We start from the raw sequence: 18,910 nt of genomic DNA on the forward strand, positions 1-18,910 counted from the left end.
ACTTTACATTATATGACGGGATAAATGCATATCAAATCAGGTGTATATTGTGTTCTTTGCACTCTTTGCGCATATCCTCCGGCCAGATACTGGCTTGTATTTCACCTATATGCGCCTTGCGCAGATAGAACATGCAGAGGCGGGACTGTCCTATACCGCCACCGATGGAAAGCGGCAGTGTATCATTCATCAAGCGTTTGTGGAAGTAAAGTTCCAGGCGTTCCTCTTCTCCTTCCTCTTTGAGCTGGCGAAGCAAGGCTTCCTTGTCTACACGGATACCCATGGAGGAAAGTTCGATGCTGCGTTGCAGGATGTGGTCCCATAGCAAGAGGTCGCCATTCAGTCCGGGGAGGTCGTTCAGCCCTTTGCTGGTATAGTCGTCGTAGTCCGGAGCACGTCCGTCATGCTTCTTTCCGTCACTCAGCTTGCATCCGATACCGATGATGAACACTGCACCGTATTTTCTGCAAATGGCATGTTCGCGGCATTTGGGTTTCAAGTCCGGATACAATTGGCGCAGTTCTTCGGCATGAATGAAGTGAAGTTTCCGGGGCAGGCAAGGCTTGATTTGCGGATACATTTCATATACCATATATTCTGTGCGCACCATGGCTGCATAGATGCGGTTTACTATCTCCTTGAGGAATTCTACATTGCGGTCTTCGGCAGTAATGACGCGTTCCCAGTCCCACTGGTCTACATAAAGGGAATGCAGATTGCCCAGTTCTTCATCGGCACGGATGGCATTCATGTCTGTGTATATGCCATATCCCGGTTCGATATGATATTCGGCAAGCGTGAGGCGTTTCCATTTGGCGAGAGAGTGCACCACTTCAGCCTTGGCGTCGCCCAAATCTTTGATAGGGAAAGTCACAGCACGTTCCACTCCATTGAGGTCGTCATTGATACCCATTCCTTTCAATACGAACAGTGGAGCTGTCACGCGTCGCAAACGCAGTTCGGAAGAAAGGTTCAATTGGAAGAACTCTTTAATTTGTTTAATCCCTAATTCAGTCTGTTTTAAGTCCAATAAAGGTTTGTAACCTTCAGGTGTTATCAGGTAACTCATAAATTTATTTAGTGTAACTTCTGTTAAATTGTTTGGCAAAGATAGAAATAATATTGATACTTGTTTTTATTTTGCGGAAAAAAAGAACAAAATGTTTGTATAATTGCGGTTGCTCTTCTCAAAGTAATAATGAAGATATTCCTTGATTTGATATAAAAAGCGTTTGAATGTTAGGAATTAGCTAAATTTTTTATACTTTTGCATCCACATTTGGCTCCGTAGCTTAGTGAATAGAGCGTCAGATTCCGGTTCTGAAGGTCGTGCGTTTGAATCGCACCGGGGTCACACAAGAAAGGAACTCCCTTTGCATGAATACTTTGCAAAGGGAGTTCTTTTTTATACAATACATCCAGAAAAGTCAACCATACGGTTCTCTTTCTTGTTATAATTTCCATAGAGTTAGAGGTATGAAACAAATAGAAGGTGTGGAGGCTACTCAGGTGGGATATGCCAATGGAAATATAGCCAATCCTACCTATCAGCAGGTATGTACCGGCACCACGGACTTTGCCGAAACCGTAAAAGTGCAGTATGACGCCGATAAGGTGGACTTGCCTTTCCTTATCGACCTTTATTTCAAAACGATTGACCCTACCAGCCTCAATAGGCAAGGAGGTGATAGAGGCACACAGTATCGCACGGGTATCTATTATACGGATACCGCCGACCTGCCCGTTATTCGTGAAACCGTTGACCGGCTGGCTGCCAACTACTCCCGTCCGTTGGTTGTAGAGATAGAGCCTTTGAAGAACTTCTATCCCGCCGAAGATTATCATCAAGACTATCTGGACAAAAATCCGGGTGGATATTGCCACATTAACCCCGCCCTGTTCGACTTGGCGCGTAAAGCGAAGATGAAGAAAGAAGGAGATGGCGAGTATTTAAATCTGGAAAAGTAACGGACAATGGATATACTGTTAATAAGTAATGAAGATACGTGCCGCAGCCGTATCGCGCAGGAACTCCTGCATGCATTTGATTTTTACGGAAAGCCTTCAACCGTGAGAATACCTAAAAATAGGGATAGGTAGTCAACTTATTTTTTGCGAACTTTGCAGACTGAAAAAAGAATTGAAATGAGAAGCCTGCATATTCTGTTCATATGGGTAGTTGTTACTTGGCTCGGTTTTCCGCTGAGAGCGCAAGAAGCTATTTCTATCGGAACCTGCCACACTTTGTTTTCGCATGTCTTGAATGAGGCTAGAGAATATTGGGTGTATGTACCTGCAACCCGCCCGGGTGAAAAAGAGGAAAGTTATCCGGTTCTTTATTTGCTGGACGGTGATTCTTTTTTTCATTCGGTGGTAGGTTTTACTCGCTTGTTTTCCACCTCCAAAGTTTCTTCCTTACCGCCCTGTATCGTTGTGGCTGTCCTGAATACAAACAGAACCAGAGACTTAACGCCAACCTGTTCTGCTGCCCGGCGTGACGGAACTGTCCGTCCGGGCGATAAACCGGAAGGGGGGGGGCAGGACAATTTTGCCGTTTTCTGACGGAGGAGCTACGCCCCGCAGTGGAACAAAACTTGCCGGTGAATGGACAACACTTGTTGGCCGGACATTCTTATGCCGGGTTGTTCACGCTGCATGTTTTGCTGAATTATCCCGGTGCATTTGATACATACATTGCCATAGACCCCAGTTTATGGTGGGATAAAGGATATTTTCAGAAACAGGTAGAACGGCAGGTAGATAAGGTTGACTTTTCAGGAAAGCAACTGTATGTTGCGTTTGCCACTCAGCCGCGTCCTGATAGGAAGCTGATTCACTTTCCCCTGACAGATGATTTTATAGGGAGTGCAGTTCCTCGTATGGAGAAGCGGCATTTGCGGGTGGTATCAAAAAAGTTCCCGGAAGAGACGCATGGAACGGTTGCTCTTCCGGGATTTTATGACGGACTGAAAACGTTGTTCTTCCGTTCTGCGGTTGGAATTTCTCTGCCGAACAAACCTCTCTGAAAAGAACTCTATTTTTCAGTAAGCTGAATGATATGCGCCATTCTACTAAGAGGACTACCTATACCATGGTGAGGTCTGCCAAAATCCTGAAAGCGTCATAGCCTGAGTCGCCTTCCGGCAGGAAGCGCCGTTTCCTTATAAATCAGTATTTTCAGCTCCGGAGAAGGTTGAGCGTCCTTCTCCGGACACACTGATTAAAAAACTGCAAAAGTGCAGCCGGGGCTTCGTTGACTCCGGGCAATTGAAATATAGTACAGCCACTGTTTTCAGCTTCTTGATACTTTATAATCTACATATTCTAAATCTTTCTTGTCATCAATCGTCAATGTCAATCACCCTCATTTTAGAGTCAAATGTAATTTCCCAACGATTAGACAACTTTATCTCATACTCATTGTCATCGTACTCAATCTGAAGAATTCTTGCATCCGGATAATTGGTCTTTACATAGTTACGTATCGCTTCCGGTACAATCTGTGCAGGAACTCCACTTTGTCTGCATCGTACCTCCTTCCATTCTCCCGATTTATCAAATTCTACCTTCTCCCCATTCGTAAACACCACATCATAGCTTTTATAAAACATTCCCGACTCCAATTTAGCCATTACCACCTTATGGTCTTTAAAGTAAGTCTTGATAAATGTCTGCGCCTTCGCCGGTAACTGGCTCACCTCTATCGGCTTATCATTATCCGCCATTACCATTGTGTGCACTGCAAACATGCAAACCAACATCATAACTAACTTTTTCATACTTCTCTATTTTTTTATAATAAATACTTTATTTGTTTTCTGTATTGCAAAGATGGGAAGGAAATCTGGAAAGAATTGGGAAAAAAGCTCTATTTTTGGAAATGAAAAAAATTCTATTTTTGAAAATGGGTGTTGCGCCTCTTCACCTATGAATTTTTGTTTGCAATGAATATTATTTAAAGACACAATAGACTATTATGGCTATGAAAATATTAAATCAGTTTATTGATGATTTTGTAGGTGTTTTCCAATATCGGTTTATGGATACCTTTCAATATTTTAAAGAAAGGAAGAAAAGTAAATATTTGGGAGATAGATTTGAGGAATGGGTTGTGAAGAACTCTAATATTAGTAAAGAGGGTTATCCGGACCTCTGTGACAAGAAAATATTTTGGCGGCTTTTAGATTGGAGAGGTGATAAATACATTGAGGGTTATAGACCTCTGTCTTCATCATCTCCGGATTTGTTGATGGAGTGTGTTACCACTACGAGTACCATTCATGAAGTTGGAGATATTATAGCTGTAGAATGTAAATGGCGAAGTAAGATGGGTTTTTATCTCGATATAAAAGACATTGAAAAGTACGAAAGGTATATGAACTCTAATCTGTTGAACCGTCCGATAAAAAACTTGTTTTATGTTTTTGGCTTTGGATGGTGTGGTGACAGTCCGGAATCTGTTTATGTAGTTCCTGCCAGAGAATTGTACGATTATGATAAAGATACTCGTAGGATAACGTTCCCTATTAAAGAAACCGAGAAGGAGAAAATGAGTAGATTGGAGCGTTTTAAGAAGAAAGACAATAGATGCCTTCTGTATATCAAGTAATGGTATTACTTGGTTATATAAGCTTCAATCAACTGTTATATTGTTTGGGTCGCCGTCAATCTTTGTGGCGAAGGCTATTGCTGGCATCTAATGCGGTTTGCAACCTTTCCCAGTTGTCACAAAGCGCCTGCATGGACGGAAACAATAAATCTGCTCCGGCATCCAGTAATACCTGCTTGTCCAGCGGACCGGTATTGACCGCCACAGTGAATATGCCGGCAGCTGTTCCGGCTTGTACTCCGATAGGTGCATTTTCTACAACTATAGCTTCGTTGGCTTGTACTCCGGCTTTTTCCAGTCCCATCAGATAAGGCTCAGGATGAGGCTTCCCGTATTTCACATCAAAGGCGGTCACCATGTGATTGTGCTGAAACATTCCGGGGAAGTTGTGGGCAAGACGGTTCAGCAGGGAGTGCTGGCCCGAACCGGTGACAAGTACCGGAATCAGTCCTGCCGCTTTTACCTTTTGCAGCACTTCCCAAGCACCCGGCATACGTTCCGGTTCCGGGTGGGTACTGAATTCGGCACTTTTCTCCGCATAGATGCTTTCTATCATCTCGGGAGTGGCATCCTTGCCATACTGGCGTTGATAAACGATGTTGATGGTGGAGGCTCCGGTACGTCCCTCGTGCATGTATGCCTCTTCACGGCTCAAGTGCAGGCCATGGCGTTCCATTACTTTATGCCAGGCGTCGGCATGATAGGGCATGGAGTTGAACAGTACACCGTCCATGTCAAAAAGAACTGCTTTCAATTGGATGTTGGAGTGCCCGTGCTTTTCCAGATAACGGGCGATAGAGTTTTCGAACACTTGGTAGATTGAGGATTGAAAATTAACAATTAAGAAATGCGGGGTAAATAAATAGAGAGTTGAGAATAGAGAAACAGCTTTTCATTGCGCTTGTTGCAAAGCCATTTCTTAATTCTCAACTCTCTATTCTTGATTTATCAAAGTCTTGCCTGGATAGCTTTGGACTCTTCTTCGTAGCCGGGCTTGTTCAGCAGTGCGAACATATTCTTCTTGTATGCTTCCACACCCGGTTGGTTGAACGGATTGACTCCCAGAATATAACCGCTGATGCCGCAAGCTATTTCAAAGAAGTAGAGCAGACCTCCGATGCTTTCTTCATTCAGCGCAGGGATAACGATGCGCATGTTGGGCACACCGCCGTCAACGTGGGCAAGCTGTGTTCCCAATTCGGCCATCTTGTTCACTTCGTCCACGTGCTTGCCTGCCAGGAAGTTCAGTCCGTCAAGATTCGCTTCATCCGAAGGTACCTGCAAGGAGTGCTGTGTCTTCTCTACGGAGATGACAGTTTCGTAGATGGTACGTTCGCCTTCCTGAATCCATTGTCCCATGGAGTGCAGGTCGGTAGAGAAGTCTACGGCAGCAGGGAAGATACCCTTGTTTTCCTTACCTTCGGATTCACCGTAAAGCTGCTTCCACCATTCGCTTACGTAGTGCAGTTTGGGGTTGTAGTTGACGAGGATTTCAATCTTCTTGCCATTCTTGTATAGTTCATTACGCGTGGCCGCATAGATGGCAGCGGGGTTTTCTGCAAACGGAACATCTTTTCCGCAGGTCTTTTCCATCCCGACTGCACCTGCAACCAGTTTCTCAATGTCGAAACCGGCTATTGCGATGGGCAACAAGCCTACCGGAGTCAGTACGGAGAAACGTCCGCCTACGTTATCGGGGATGATGAAGGATTTGTAGCCTTCGTTGTCTGCCGTCACGCGGGCAGCACCTTTCTTGGCATCGGTGATGGCAACGATTACCTTCTTTGCCATCTCCTTGCCGCGTTGGTCTTCGCATTGCTTTTTCAGCAGACGGAAGGCCAGGGCTGTTTCGGTGGTAGTACCGGATTTGGAGATATTGATAACACCGAATTTCTTGTCTTTCAAGTATTCGGTAAGTTCATATAGATAATCTTCACCGATATTGTGTCCTGCATACAGAATGACCGGAGCCGTTTTCTTGTCTTGCAACCAGGTGAAGCTGTTTGACAAAGCCTCTATCACCGCACGTGCACCGAGGTAACTTCCGCCAATACCGGCAACTACTACTACCTCGCAGTTGTCACGCAATGTTTGTGCGGTAGCCTTCAGGTCGGCCAGGTGCTCTTTAGTAATGGAGGAGGGGAGGTGCAGCCAGCCCAAGAAGTCGTTGCCCTTACCGGTACCATTCTCTAATGCTTCCTGTGCAGCCTTTACTTGGGCTTCATAGGCGAAAACATTTTCTTTGGAGATGAATCCAAGAGTCTTTTCAATGTTCAAACTAATCATAATATTCTAGGTTTTAAATTCAGTATTTCGTTTAATTTTTTTTTTCGCACTTACCGGAATGAGTCGGTAAGCAGCTTGATTTCAATTGTCGGCGAGATACGCTCATACAGAATGTTGTATACTGCATCTACAATAGGCATGTTGACATGATAATGCTTGTTGATTTCCTTGATGCATTTTGTACCGTAATATCCCTCAGCAATCATTTCCATTTCAATCTGTGCGCTTTTCACGGAGTAGCCCTTGCCAATCATCGTACCGAATGTGCGGTTACGGCTGAAATTGGAATATCCCGTCACCAGCAGGTCGCCTAAATAAACGGAATCATTCACGTTTCTGTTCAACGGATGTACCGTTTGCAGGAATCTGTTCATTTCTTGTACGGCATTGGACATGAGTACGGCCTGAAAGTTGTCTCCATATTTCAGGCCACTGCAGATACCGGCTGCAATGGCATATACATTCTTCAGTACCGAACTGTATTCAATGCCGGCAACATCGTTGCTGACGGATGTCTTGATAAATGAACAGGCCAGTTTGCGGGCAATGGTGTAGGCCTTGTCGGTGTCGGGACAGGCAATGGTCAAATAAGAAAGGCGTTCCAGAGCCACTTCTTCCGCATGGCAGGGACCTGCCAATACTGCGATATTCTCAGCCGGGACGCCATATTCCTTAGTGAAGTACTCCGATACAATCATGTTGTCATCGGGTACGATGCCTTTGATGGCGGTGATGATGAATTTATCCTTAATCTTGGTCTTCAGCTTCTTCAGATGAGCCTTCAGATAAGGGGAAGGTGTAACGAAGATGAGCGTATCGGATTCTTTCACGACATCATTGATGTTGGAGTTGAAGTTGATGCGCTTGGTATCAAATTTGACGCCCGTCAGGTAGGCAGGGTTATGGCCAAGTCGTTTGAAGTCGGCGATACGGTCGTCTCGCCGCATATACCAGTTTATCGACTCTGCTTGCGACAGAACCATTTTTGCAATGGCTGTAGCCCAACTTCCTCCGCCCATGATGGCTATCTTACCGGGTAGTTTCATATCGAAATTAATAATTAAAAACTAAAAATTAAAAGGGGGTGAAGTTAGTGCCTTCACCTTCCTCCTATCTTTAATTTTGCCTATTTAATTCTTTAATTTTTAATTCTTAATTCTTAATTCTTCCGACCCAGTCAGCAACTTCGTTTACGGTCGGGTTTGTCAATTCCAATTTATATTTCTTGTTGATGCCGCAGATGTCCATGTGGAGTTTTTGCGGATTCACATCTTTCATGTCGCTCACTTGGTTGTAGCCGGCCTTCTGAATCACAGCCACCCAATCTTCGGGTATACCCAGTTCAGTGTATCGTGCGGGAGCGTCTTTGGGGGTAACTTTCTCCGGACGCATCTGCGGGAAGAAAAGCACTTCCTGGATGAATGATTCACCCGTCATCAACATCGTCAGGCGGTCGATACCGATACCGATGCCCGACGTGGGAGGCATACCGTATTGCAATGCTTTCAGGAAATCCTGGTCGATGAACATGGCCTCGTCGTCTCCCTTTTCACTTAAGCGCAACTGGTCTTTGAAACGTTCTTCCTGGTCTATCGGGTCGTTCAGCTCGCTGTAGGCATTGGCAAGTTCCTTGCCGTTCACCATCAGTTCGAAGCGTTCGGTCAGCCCCGGTTTGCTGCGGTGCATCTTGGTCAGCGGACTCATCTCTACGGGATAGTCGGTGATGAAGGTGGGCTGTATGAAAGTTCCTTCGCAGAATTCGCCGAAGATTTCATCAATCAGCTTACCCTTGCCCATGGTGTCGTCAATCTCCATGTTCAGTTCCTTGCACACCTGGCGGATTTCGTCCTCGCTCTTGCCTTCCAGGTCATGGCCGGTTTTTTCCTTGATGGCTTCCAGAATGGGCAGACGGCGGTAAGGAGCTTTGAAGCTGATGGTCTTGCCGTCTATTTCGGTCTCTGTACATCCGTTCACGGCGATGCAGATACGTTCCAGCAATTTCTCCGTAAAGCTCATCATCCAGTTATAGTCCTTATACTGTACGTACAGTTCCATGCAGGTGAATTCCGGGTTGTGGTTCTTGTCCATACCCTCGTTACGGAAGTTCTTGCCTATTTCGTATACGCCTTCGAATCCGCCCACAATCAGTCGCTTCAGATACAGTTCGGTAGCGATGCGCAGGTAGAGGTCCATGTCCAGTGAGTTGTGGTGGGTGATGAAGGGGCGGGCGCTTGCTCCACCGGGGATAGATTGAAGAATCGGGGTCTCCACTTCCGTGTAGCCGGCTTCGTCCAGTACGGCACGCATGGTCTTGATGACAGCGGCACGCTTCAGGAATTTTTCTTTTACACCGTCGTTCACGATAAGGTCTACATAGCGCTGGCGGTAGCGGAGTTCGGGGTCTTCGAAAGAGTCGTAAGCCACGCCGTCCTTATATTTCACGATAGGCAGGGGCTTGATGCTCTTTGCAAGTACGGTCAGCTTCTTGGCATGGATGCTGATTTCGCCCATCTGGGTACGGAATACGAATCCTTCGATGCCGATAAAGTCGCCTAAGTCGAGCAAACGTTTGAACACGGTGTTGTACATCTCCTTGTTCTCGTCCGGACAGATGTCATCGCGGGTGATGTATACCTGGATGCGCCCTTTGGAGTCCTGCAATTCGATGAAGGATGCTTTGCCCATGATGCGGCGGCTCATGATACGTCCGGCAACGGACACTTGGCGAGGCTCTGCATCGTCTTTGAATTCAGTTTTAATATCAGTAGAGAAAGCATTTGTTACATACTCTGCTGCGGGATAAGGCTCGATGCCCATCGCGCGAAGTTCATTCATGCTGTTGCGACGAATGATTTCCTGTTCACTTAGTTCTAATACGTTCATTTCGCTATATTTCACTCAATTTGGGTACAAAAATACGAAACATTTTTCAGATAGCGAATCTTTTTATTAAATAAAGCACTCTGCGCCGTCGCGGTTCTTTCATTTAAGGGAGTTAAAGGGGGCTGGAAGTAGTTGTCGCCCTTCGTGCCCGGGAGTTAAAATTCCCTGGTATTGTTGGGGTTATAGCAATTCTGGCTCCCTTGAATGAAAGAGTCATGCCTTGGCGTGTCGGGTATTTGTTGTGAGGCGGTATGGTATAAGGGATGAGGCAGGTTCAGTCTGCTTGCAGGGATGTTTCGGCCCGGTTTTAAACTTTATCTTCAGGCTGGATATTTACATCTTTAAGTTGCAGATTTATATCTTAAGGTTGAATATGTAAATCTTCAGGCTGAAGATATACTTTGTGATAAGGGGCTTGCCTCTTTTCCTCCTATATGAGCGAAGGACTTGTCCGGCTTTCAATTGCCTCTTCACTAATGGTTGGCCGATTGCTTGCTCGCTTTCCGAAAATTGAGTACTTTTGTGCTCTGTAAAAAGTAAATAGGTATAGTATATGGCAGGACAAAAGACTCCCACGGCGCTGGGAACGGAAAGTATAGGAAAACTCTTGATGCAATATGCCGTTCCGGCAATCATCGCAATGACCGCATCTTCTTTGTATAATATGGTAGACAGCATCTTCATCGGCCACGGAGTGGGCACGATGGCTATTTCGGGATTGGCGCTGACTTTCCCGCTGATGAATCTGGCTGCGGCTTTCGGCTCGCTGGTGGGTGTGGGGGCTTCCACACTGATTTCCGTCAAACTGGGGCAGAAGGATTATGACACGGCACAGCGTGTGCTGGGCAATGTTTTTGTTCTGAACGTGGTGCTGGGAGTGGCCTTCACTGTCATTGTCATGCTCTTTCTCGATTCGATTCTCTATTTCTTCGGAGGCAGTGACCAGACGATAGGCTATGCCAGGGATTATATGCAGATTATTCTTTTGGGAAATGCCGTTACGCACCTCTATCTGGGGCTGAATGCAGTGCTGCGCTCTTCCGGACATCCGCAGAAGGCGATGTATGCCACCGTTGCTACGGTGGTTGTCAATACGGTTCTTGACCCGGTATTTATTTATGGTTTCGGTTGGGGCATCCGGGGGGCTGCCGTTGCTACCATTGTGGCACAGGTGCTGTCGCTGGCATGGCAGTTCAGGCTGTTCAGCAACAAGGATGAACTGTTGCATTTTCATCGGGGGATATTCCGTCTGAAACGTAAGATCGTATTCGATTCGCTGGCTATCGGCATGTCTCCTTTCCTGATGAACCTGGCTGCCTGCTTCATTGTGATTCTCATCAATCAGGGGCTGAAGAAACATGGCGGTGACTTGGCCATCGGGGCTTTCGGCATAGTGAACCGTCTGGTCTTCATCGTCGTGATGATTGTGATGGGATTGAACCAGGGGATGCAGCCCATTGCCGGATATAATTTCGGGGCGAAGCTGTATGGACGGGTGAACAAGGTGCTGAAACTGACCATAGTCTATGCCACGGCGGTGACCACTTTCGGCTTTCTGGTAGGCATGCTGCTTCCGGACCTTGTGGTGAGCATCTTTACATCGGATGCGGAACTGACGGAACTTTCGGCTACTGGATTGCGTATTACAGTCATGTTCTTTCCCATTATCGGTTTCCAGATGGTGACTTCCAACTTTTTCCAGAGCATAGGCATGGCGGGTAAGGCGATATTCCTTTCCCTTACCCGGCAGATGCTGATTCTGCTTCCTTGCCTGCTCATTCTGCCTCGATTCTTCGGAGCGGCAGGGGTGTGGTATAGTATGCCGGTTTCCGACTTGCTGGCAAGTTTGATAGCGCTGGTGATGCTGGTTTGCCAATTCCGCAAGTTTAAGGCGGCTGCGGCACGTTGATATGAAATTTTCTTATGCTTTCTGCAGATATTCCGTAAGAATATTTATATTTGCTATCGGCAAACCAATAGATGAACAAGTGTATGGATAATAATTTTATAGTCAATATAGGCCGTCAGCTTGGTAGTGGCGGACGGGAAATAGGCGAGAAGCTGGCTGCCTGTCTGGGTATTGATTTTTATGACAAGGAGCTGATCAGGCTGGCTTCCGAGGAGAGTGGACTGTGTTGTGAGTTTTTTGAAAAAGCTGATGAGAAAGCCTCGCAAGGCATTATCGGAGGACTCTTCGGCATGCGTTTCCCTTTTGTCAGCGACGGGGCTATCCCGGTCACGAATTGCCTGAGCAATGATGCTCTGTTCAAAGTGCAAAGCGATGTGATACGCAGGTTGGCGGAGGAGAAGTCCTGCCTGTTTGTGGGGCGTTGTGCCGACTATATTCTGCGGGACAATCCACGCTGTGTCAATGTTTTTATTTCCTGCTCCAATGAGGAGCGCGTCAAACGCCTCTGCCAGATTCATTCCATTTCTGAGCATGAAGCGGAAGAAATGATGAACAAAGCGGATAAGAAGCGTGCCGAATACTATAATTATTATAGCTACAAGAAATGGGGGGCTGCCGAAACATACCACTTGTGTGTCGATTCTTCCGTATTGGGTATTGATGCTACAGTGGACTTTATAGAAGAGTTCGTCAAGAAGAAGCTGAGACTTTAGGAATCTCCGGAGAGAGATGAAAGATAAAAGGCTGCGCAGTCGGGTTTAAACCAACATTGCGCAGCCTTTCTTGTTCTTCAGTGAATGGGTGTCATCACATCATTGTCAGCAATATCATCTGCCCTGCCAGAATACGCAGGAACATGGTCAACGGATATACCGTAGAGTAGCCCACTGCCGGAGCGTCGTTGCCTGCCGTCTGGTTGGAGTAAGCCAGTGCGGGAGGGTCTGTATTGCTACCTGCAATCAATCCCATCAAAGTAAAATAGTTCACCTTGCAGTAGAAACGGGCTATCATGCCGATTACCAACAAAGGAATGACGGTTATCAAGAATCCGTAGCCTACGTATAGCAATCCGTTGCCTTCCACTACCGTCTGCACAAAATGCTCACCGGCCTCTATGCCGACACTGGCAAGGAAAAGCACGATACCGATTTCGCGCAACATCAAGTTGGCACTCATGGTGGTGTACGTCACAAGATGCATTTTGTGGCCGAAACGGCCGATGAGAATGGCTACTACCAGCGGTCCACCTGCCAGACCCAGTTTTACCGGTGTCGGCATACCCGGGAATGCGATAGGCAGACTACCCAGCAAGATTCCCAAGAAGATTCCCACGAAAATAGTTACAATATTCGGAGTATCCAAACGTTTCAACTGGTTGCCCAGCACGCGTGCTACACGCTCTACGGCATCCTGCTGGCCTACTACCATCACGCGGTCGCCCACTTGCAGCACCAGATTAGGATCGGCAAAGAGGTCCATACCCGAGCGGTTGATACGGGTGATGTTTACGCCATACATGCTGCGGAAGTGCATGTCGCCCAGCTTCTTGCCGTTGATTTCCGATTTCGTTACCAGGATGCGGCGCGATACCATCGGGGTGTCTTGCTTTTCCCAGTCCATTTGTATTTCCTTGCCGATGAAAGCTTTTACAGCTTCGGCGTCTTCTTCGGAGCAGACGATGAAGATTTGGTCGCCCGTATGGAAGATGGTCTTGTGGTCGGGAATGCTGACGTGGCCTTCGTGGCGTATGCGTGAGCAGACAAAAGCACGTCCGAGGAATTCCTTTACCTGGATAAGCGTCTTTCCGGAGATAGACTCGTTGCGGACTTCGAGGCTCATGATGTGTGGCTGGTGCTTATTGTCGGCTTCCTGACTGCTGAGCTCCTCTTCGTCTTTCTTGAGGTTGACCCGGCAAATGTAGCGGATGGCGATGATGGAGCCGATGATGCCTACTACACCGAGGGGGTAGGCGCAGGCATAACCCAGCGCAATAGGGTCGCCCGTGTAGTGAAGCTGATTCAGCGCTTCGTTGGCGGCACCGAGTCCGGGAGTGTTGGTCACGGCACCGTAGAGGATGCCGACCATCATGGGCAGGTCGATGCTGCCGTCAAGGAAGTAGATGCTCAATGCCACAGTAATGTTCAGCAGGACGATGCCTACGGCCAGTGCGTTGAGCCGCATACCTCCCTTCTTGAAGGAGGAGAAAAAGGATGGACCGACCTGCAAGCCGATGCAGAATACAAACAGAATCAAACCAAACTCGCGGATGAAATGCAGGATGTGTGTTTCGCCCGTGAAACCAAAATGCCCCATCAAGATACCTGCGAAGAGAACAAATGTAACTCCCAACGATACCCCGAAAATTTTAATCTTACCCAGCAATACGCCCACAGATATTACGAATGCATACAAACAAACGATGTGAGCGACAGATGAAGGGTCCCATAGCAAACTTTCTAACCAATTCATTGTACCTATTAATATGTCGTTGTTTAAAATTCGCGCAAAATTACTTAATAAAAAGGAGGTGGCAAAAGCTTTGTGGCACTTTTTGCCATATCAGCTTTGCAAAAGTATGGTGTCCGTCCGGCAAATGCTCAAAATCAGTATAGGCATAAAGTCACCGGCAAGTGCAATTTTCCCTAAAAAAATATTTTGTTCTAAGTATTTCCTTATATTTGCAAGTCTCTTGATGACAAAATGAATAGTATTCATCTATTTTAATTTTAAATAAACTATGGCAGACAGTAAAGAAAAACTCTTCTCCGACTTTTCTCCCGTTTCCACCGAACAGTGGATGGAGAAAGTTACCGCAGACCTGAAAGGGGCGGATTTCGAGAAGAAGCTCGTTTGGAAGACAAACGAAGGATTTAAGGTGAAACCTTTCTACCGTATGGAAGATCTCGAAGGTTTAAAGACGACAGATGCCCTTCCCGGCGAGTTCCCTTATCTCAGAGGTACCAAGAAAGACAACAATGAATGGCTTGTTCGTCAGGAAATCAAAGTGCAATGCCCCAAAGAGGCTAATGTCAAGGCATTGGACATTTTGAATAAAGGCGTGGATTCACTTTCCTTCCATGTAAAGGCCAAGGAACTGAGTGCGGAGTATATTGAAACCTTGTTGAAAGATATCTGCGCGGAATGTGTCGAGTTGAACTTCTCTACCTGCCAGGGGCATGTGGTGGAACTTGCGGAACTTCTTGTCGCTTATTTCCGGAAAAAGGATTATGACTTGACGAAGTTGCAGGGCTCCATCAACTATGACTACTTCAACAAGATGCTGGCCAAAGGTAAAGAGAAAGGTGATATGGTGGCAACGGCCAAGGCGCTGCTCGAGGCTACCGCTTCCCTGCCGAAATACCGTGTACTGAATGTGAATGCATTGACATTAAACAATGCAGGTTCTTATATCTTCCAGGAACTGGGCTATGCTTTGGCTTGGGGTAATGAATATATGAATCAGTTGGTCGATGCCGGCCTGCCTGCCGCAATGGTAGCCAAGAAGATTAAGTTCAATTTCGGTATCAGCTCCAATTACTTCCTTGAAATAGCTAAATTCCGCGCTGCGCGTATGCTGTGGGCGAATATTGTAGCTTCCTACAGCCCTGAATGTCTGCGTGACTGTGAAAATAAGGGCGAGAAAAACGAATGCCGCTGTGCTGCCAAGATGAAGATTCATGCGGAAACTTCTTCATTCAACCTGACTCTGTTTGACGCACACGTAAACTTGTTGCGTACGCAGACTGAGGCGATGAGTGCAGCCCTTGCTGGCGTTGACTCGATGACGGTTACTCCGTTCGACAAGGCATATGATGCTCCTAATGAGTTCTCTGAGCGTATGGCGCGTAACCAACAATTGCTGTTGAAAGAAGAATCGCACTTCGATAAGGTTATTGACCCGGCTGCAGGTTCCTATTATATCGAGAACCTGACCGTCTCTATTGCCAAGCAAGCCTGGGAACTCTTCCTCGCTGTAGAAGAAGACGGTGGTTTCTATGCTTCTGTAAAAGCCGGAAAAGTGCAGGCTGCCGTAAACGAGAGCAACAAGGCGCGTCATGCCGCAGTTGCCAAGCGCAAGGAAGTGCTGTTGGGTACTAACCAGTTCCCTAATTTCACTGAAAAGGCCGGAGATAAGAAACCGGTTGAGGCTACTTGCTGTTGCGGCGGCGGACATACGTGCGAAAAAGATGTTCCGACACTGAACTTTGACCGTGCTGCCAGCGAATTTGAAGCGTTGCGTCTTGAAACGGAGGCTTCCGGCAAACGTCCGAAAGCGTTTATGCTGACTATCGGCAATTTGGCCATGCGCCAGGCACGTGCGCAGTACTCTTGCAATTTCTTGGCTTGTGCCGGATATGAAGTTGTAGACAACCTCGGTTTCTCCACCGTAGAAGAAGGTATAGAAGCTGCAATGGCTGCCAAGGCCGACATCGTGGTATTGTGCTCCAGTGATGATGAATATGCGGAATATGCTGTTCCTGCCTTCAAGGCTCTGAACGGTCGTGCCATGTTTATCGTAGCCGGTGCTCCTGCCTGCATGGACGACCTGAAGGCTGCCGGTATCGAGAACTTTATCCATGTCCGTGTCAACGTGCTGGAAACATTAAAGGAATACAACGCTAAACTTTTGAAGTAAGATGAGAAAAGATTTTAAAAACTTAGATATATATGCCGCTTTCCAGCCCGTCAACGGTGCTGAGTGGCAAAAGGCTAACGGCATCCATGCTGATTGGAAAACGCCGGAACACATTGAGGTGAAGCCTGTTTATACAAAAGAAGACCTTGAGGGAATGGAACATTTGGGTTATGCTGCCGGGCTTCCTCCTTATCTGCGTGGTCCGTACTCGGTGATGTATACGTTGCGTCCTTGGACCATCCGCCAGTATGCAGGCTTTTCCACAGCGGAAGAATCAAATGCCTTTTACCGTCGTAATTTGGCTTCCGGACAGAAAGGTTTGTCCGTAGCTTTCGACTTGGCCACTCACCGTGGCTACGACCCCGACCACGAACGTGTAGTGGGTGACGTTGGTAAGGCAGGTGTATCTATCTGTTCCTTGGAGAATATGAAGGTGTTGTTCGATGGAATTCCTTTGAACAAGATGTCCGTCTCTATGACTATGAACGGTGCCGTGCTTCCCGTCATGGCATTCTACATCAATGCAGGTCTGGAACAAGGTGCCAAGCTGGAAGAAATGGCAGGTACTATCCAGAATGATATCCTGAAAGAATTCATGGTGCGTAATACTTATATTTATCCGCCTGCATTCTCCATGAAGATTATCTCGGACATCTTTGAATATACTTCTCAAAAGATGCCCAAGTTCAACTCCATTTCCATTTCCGGTTACCACATGCAGGAAGCCGGTGCTACGGCGGATATTGAATTGGCTTATACGTTGGCTGACGGTCTGGAATATCTCCGTGCCGGTGTTGCCGCAGGCATTGACATCGATGCCTTCGCACCGCGTCTCTCTTTCTTCTGGGCCATCGGGACGAACCATTTCATGGAAATTGCCAAGATGCGTGCCGCGCGTATGTTGTGGGCAAAGATTGTGAAGCAGTTCAACCCGAAGAATCCGAAGTCGCTGGCTTTGCGTACGCACTCCCAGACTTCCGGTTGGTCATTGACAGAGCAAGACCCGTTCAACAATGTGGGCCGTACTTGTATCGAGGCGATGGCTGCTGCATTGGGACATACCCAGTCATTGCATACCAATGCTCTTGACGAGGCTATTGCCTTGCCGACGGATTTCTCTGCACGTATTGCACGTAATACGCAGATTTATATTCAGGAAGAAACTTACATTTGCAAGAATGTAGACCCATGGGGAGGTTCTTATTATGTGGAGAGTCTGACTAATGAGCTGGCTCACAAGGCTTGGGAGCTGATTCAGGAAGTAGAGAAGCTGGGCGGTATGGCAAAAGCCATCGAAACCGGTATTCCCAAGATGCGTATCGAAGAGGCTGCTGCACGTACGCAAGCCCGTATCGATAGTGGTTCACAGACCATTGTCGGCGTGAACAAGTATCGTCTGGAGAAAGAAGCTCCGATTGATATTCTTGAAATCGACAATACGGCTGTTCGCCAGGAGCAGATTGCCAACTTGAAGACTTTGAAGGAGGGACGTGACGAGGCAGCAGTGCAGAAGGCTTTGGAGGCCATCACGAAGTGCGTGGAAACGAAAGAGGGGAACTTGCTGGAGCTGGCGGTAGAGGCGGCTCGCGTGCGTGCCACCTTGGGAGAAATCTCTTACGCATGCGAAAAGATTGTAGGACGTTATAAAGCAGTAATCAGAACTATATCAGGCGTGTATTCATCAGAAAGTAAGAATGACAGCGACTTCCACCGTGCCTGTGAACTGGCGGAGAAGTTTGCTAAGAAAGAGGGACGTCAGCCTCGTATCATGGTAGCCAAGATGGGGCAGGACGGTCACGACCGCGGTGCCAAGGTTGTTGCAACCGGCTATGCCGACTGTGGTTTCGACGTGGATATGGGACCTTTGTTCCAGACACCTGCCGAGGCTGCCCGCGAAGCGGTCGAGAACGACGTTCATGTAGTGGGAGTTTCTTCATTGGCTGCCGGACACAAGACATTGGTTCCGCAGATTATCGAAGAACTCAAGAAGTTGGGACGTGAGGACATCGTAGTGATTGCCGGTGGTGTAATCCCCGCACAAGACTATGACTTCCTTTACAAGGCAGGCGTAGCTGCCATCTTCGGCCCCGGCACTCCGGTTGCCAAGGCTGCTTGCCAGATATTGGAAATCTTGTTGGATGAAGAATAATCCGACATGTTAAATGTTAAAAAAGGACGGTGTGCGTTTGCATATCCGTCCTTTTTTCTTAATCTGTGTTATAAAACATGTCTTTTCTCTTGGATAATTTGCAGATTTATCAGAAGTCCGTATCTTTGCAATGTGTTTTTCATAGTATTAGATTTAAGGTTAACAAAGGTTGGAGTACAGCGGTACTCCTTTTTTTATGTCCGTATCTTTCGTTTCTTCCCCTTTTTTTTATGAAACAAAAAAATCCGCTACCTCCGCATCAAGCATTGGTAACGGATTCATCCCTGCCAAACAATCTGATTACTTATTTAATTTAAGTTTCGCAAGTCAGCATGAAAGTTTATAAGAGGGTATAAAAGAAGGCATAGAGTTTTCTGTATATCGCAGAAAATGAGTATCTTTAAAGTGGTCAAACAAAATAATACTCAACTCTATGCC

Annotated in this window: 13 protein-coding genes, 1 tRNA gene and 1 pseudogene; 8 read left to right on the forward strand and 7 right to left on the reverse strand. The window is 46.9% G+C overall.

What is annotated here, in order from left to right:
- Nucleotides 1-31: 31 nt before the first annotated feature.
- Complete coding sequence (asnA, locus tag HU824_RS10140) at nucleotides 32-1,069, reverse strand: aspartate--ammonia ligase (RefSeq protein ID WP_136008986.1); 1,038 nt, start codon at nucleotides 1,067-1,069, stop codon at nucleotides 32-34.
- Between the two features lie 212 nt (nucleotides 1,070-1,281).
- On the opposite strand from asnA, the gene HU824_RS10145 reads away from it, so the two are divergent.
- The 3 genes and pseudogenes from HU824_RS10145 to HU824_RS10155 all read left to right on the forward strand — a co-directional run bounded on the left by HU824_RS10145 (nucleotide 1,282) and on the right by HU824_RS10155 (nucleotide 3,026).
- A tRNA-Arg gene (locus tag HU824_RS10145) sits at nucleotides 1,282-1,354 on the forward strand.
- A 122-nt stretch (nucleotides 1,355-1,476) separates the two neighbouring features.
- On the forward strand, nucleotides 1,477-1,968 hold the full coding sequence (msrA, locus tag HU824_RS10150; protein ID WP_255260495.1) for a peptide-methionine (S)-S-oxide reductase MsrA: 492 nt from the start codon (nucleotides 1,477-1,479) through the stop codon (nucleotides 1,966-1,968).
- 177 nt (nucleotides 1,969-2,145) lie between these two features.
- Nucleotides 2,146-3,026: pseudogene (locus tag HU824_RS10155) on the forward strand (alpha/beta hydrolase).
- Nucleotides 3,027-3,341: 315 nt separating this feature from the next.
- On the opposite strand, the gene HU824_RS10160 reads toward HU824_RS10155, so the two are convergent.
- Nucleotides 3,342-3,779: a PepSY-like domain-containing protein gene (locus HU824_RS10160; RefSeq protein ID WP_176468751.1), complete on the reverse strand. Its 438-nt coding sequence runs from the start codon at nucleotides 3,777-3,779 to the stop codon at nucleotides 3,342-3,344.
- 203 nt (nucleotides 3,780-3,982) lie between these two features.
- On the opposite strand from HU824_RS10160, the gene HU824_RS10165 reads away from it, so the two are divergent.
- On the forward strand, nucleotides 3,983-4,609 hold the full coding sequence (locus HU824_RS10165) for a hypothetical protein (RefSeq protein ID WP_176468752.1): 627 nt from the start codon (nucleotides 3,983-3,985) through the stop codon (nucleotides 4,607-4,609).
- Between the two features lie 55 nt (nucleotides 4,610-4,664).
- On the opposite strand, the gene HU824_RS10170 is transcribed toward HU824_RS10165, so the two are convergent.
- From HU824_RS10170 to lysS, 4 genes are all read right to left on the reverse strand, one after another.
- On the reverse strand, nucleotides 4,665-5,420 hold the full coding sequence (locus HU824_RS10170) for an HAD family hydrolase (protein WP_176468753.1): 756 nt from the start codon (nucleotides 5,418-5,420) through the stop codon (nucleotides 4,665-4,667).
- A gap of 137 nt (nucleotides 5,421-5,557) precedes the next feature.
- On the reverse strand, nucleotides 5,558-6,895 hold the full coding sequence (locus tag HU824_RS10175; RefSeq protein WP_136009853.1) for a glucose-6-phosphate isomerase: 1,338 nt from the start codon (nucleotides 6,893-6,895) through the stop codon (nucleotides 5,558-5,560).
- Between the two features lie 50 nt (nucleotides 6,896-6,945).
- Nucleotides 6,946-7,941 (reverse strand): NAD(P)H-dependent glycerol-3-phosphate dehydrogenase, encoded by a 996-nt coding sequence (locus HU824_RS10180; protein ID WP_176468754.1) that lies wholly within the window; start codon nucleotides 7,939-7,941, stop codon nucleotides 6,946-6,948.
- A gap of 106 nt (nucleotides 7,942-8,047) precedes the next feature.
- Nucleotides 8,048-9,778 carry a lysine--tRNA ligase gene (gene lysS, locus HU824_RS10185; RefSeq protein WP_136009851.1) on the reverse strand — a complete coding sequence of 577 codons (1,731 nt, stop codon included), beginning with the start codon at nucleotides 9,776-9,778 and terminating at the stop codon, nucleotides 8,048-8,050.
- 553 nt (nucleotides 9,779-10,331) lie between these two features.
- On the opposite strand from lysS, the gene HU824_RS10190 reads away from it, so the two are divergent.
- Nucleotides 10,332-11,687: an MATE family efflux transporter gene (locus HU824_RS10190; RefSeq protein WP_176468755.1), complete on the forward strand. Its 1,356-nt coding sequence runs from the start codon at nucleotides 10,332-10,334 to the stop codon at nucleotides 11,685-11,687.
- 83 nt (nucleotides 11,688-11,770) lie between these two features.
- Nucleotides 11,771-12,400, forward strand: a complete 630-nt coding sequence (locus HU824_RS10195; RefSeq protein ID WP_136009849.1) for an AAA family ATPase — start codon at nucleotides 11,771-11,773, stop codon at nucleotides 12,398-12,400.
- 94 nt (nucleotides 12,401-12,494) lie between these two features.
- Here HU824_RS10195 and HU824_RS10200 read toward each other — a convergent pair whose 3' ends face one another.
- A complete protein-coding gene (locus tag HU824_RS10200; RefSeq protein ID WP_136009848.1) occupies nucleotides 12,495-14,156 on the reverse strand; it encodes a putative transporter in 1,662 nt (553 codons plus the stop codon).
- Nucleotides 14,157-14,424: 268 nt separating this feature from the next.
- Between HU824_RS10200 and mutA the strand changes: the two genes are divergently transcribed.
- On the forward strand, nucleotides 14,425-16,323 hold the full coding sequence (mutA, locus tag HU824_RS10205) for a methylmalonyl-CoA mutase small subunit (protein ID WP_176468756.1): 1,899 nt from the start codon (nucleotides 14,425-14,427) through the stop codon (nucleotides 16,321-16,323).
- A gap of 1 nt (nucleotide 16,324) precedes the next feature.
- The gene (gene scpA, locus HU824_RS10210) at nucleotides 16,325-18,472 is read left to right on the forward strand and encodes a methylmalonyl-CoA mutase (protein WP_176468757.1); all 2,148 of its coding nucleotides are present in this window, start codon (nucleotides 16,325-16,327) and stop codon (nucleotides 18,470-18,472) included.
- Nucleotides 18,473-18,910 lie beyond the last annotated feature (438 nt).

The organism is Bacteroides sp. L10-4 (genome assembly GCF_013373675.1).
GTDB classification, from domain to species: domain Bacteria; phylum Bacteroidota; class Bacteroidia; order Bacteroidales; family Bacteroidaceae; genus Bacteroides; species Bacteroides muris.

Bases quoted from the DNA above. Each gene is read 5' to 3' on its own strand.
- HU824_RS10180 (WP_176468754.1), bottom strand. From the start codon at position 7,941: ATGAAACTACCCGGTAAGATAGCCATCATGGGCGGAGGAAGTTGGGCT.
- HU824_RS10195 (WP_136009849.1), top strand. From the start codon at position 11,771: ATGGATAATAATTTTATAGTCAATATAGGCCGTCAGCTTGGTAGTGGC.
- asnA (WP_136008986.1), bottom strand. From the start codon at position 1,069: ATGAGTTACCTGATAACACCTGAAGGTTACAAACCTTTATTGGACTTA.
- lysS (WP_136009851.1), bottom strand. From the start codon at position 9,778: ATGAACGTATTAGAACTAAGTGAACAGGAAATCATTCGTCGCAACAGC.
- HU824_RS10190 (WP_176468755.1), top strand. From the start codon at position 10,332: ATGGCAGGACAAAAGACTCCCACGGCGCTGGGAACGGAAAGTATAGGA.
- msrA (WP_255260495.1), top strand. From the start codon at position 1,477: ATGAAACAAATAGAAGGTGTGGAGGCTACTCAGGTGGGATATGCCAAT.
- mutA (WP_176468756.1), top strand. From the start codon at position 14,425: ATGGCAGACAGTAAAGAAAAACTCTTCTCCGACTTTTCTCCCGTTTCC.
- HU824_RS10160 (WP_176468751.1), bottom strand. From the start codon at position 3,779: ATGAAAAAGTTAGTTATGATGTTGGTTTGCATGTTTGCAGTGCACACA.
- HU824_RS10175 (WP_136009853.1), bottom strand. From the start codon at position 6,895: ATGATTAGTTTGAACATTGAAAAGACTCTTGGATTCATCTCCAAAGAA.
- scpA (WP_176468757.1), top strand. From the start codon at position 16,325: ATGAGAAAAGATTTTAAAAACTTAGATATATATGCCGCTTTCCAGCCC.
- HU824_RS10165 (WP_176468752.1), top strand. From the start codon at position 3,983: ATGAAAATATTAAATCAGTTTATTGATGATTTTGTAGGTGTTTTCCAA.
- HU824_RS10200 (WP_136009848.1), bottom strand. From the start codon at position 14,156: ATGAATTGGTTAGAAAGTTTGCTATGGGACCCTTCATCTGTCGCTCAC.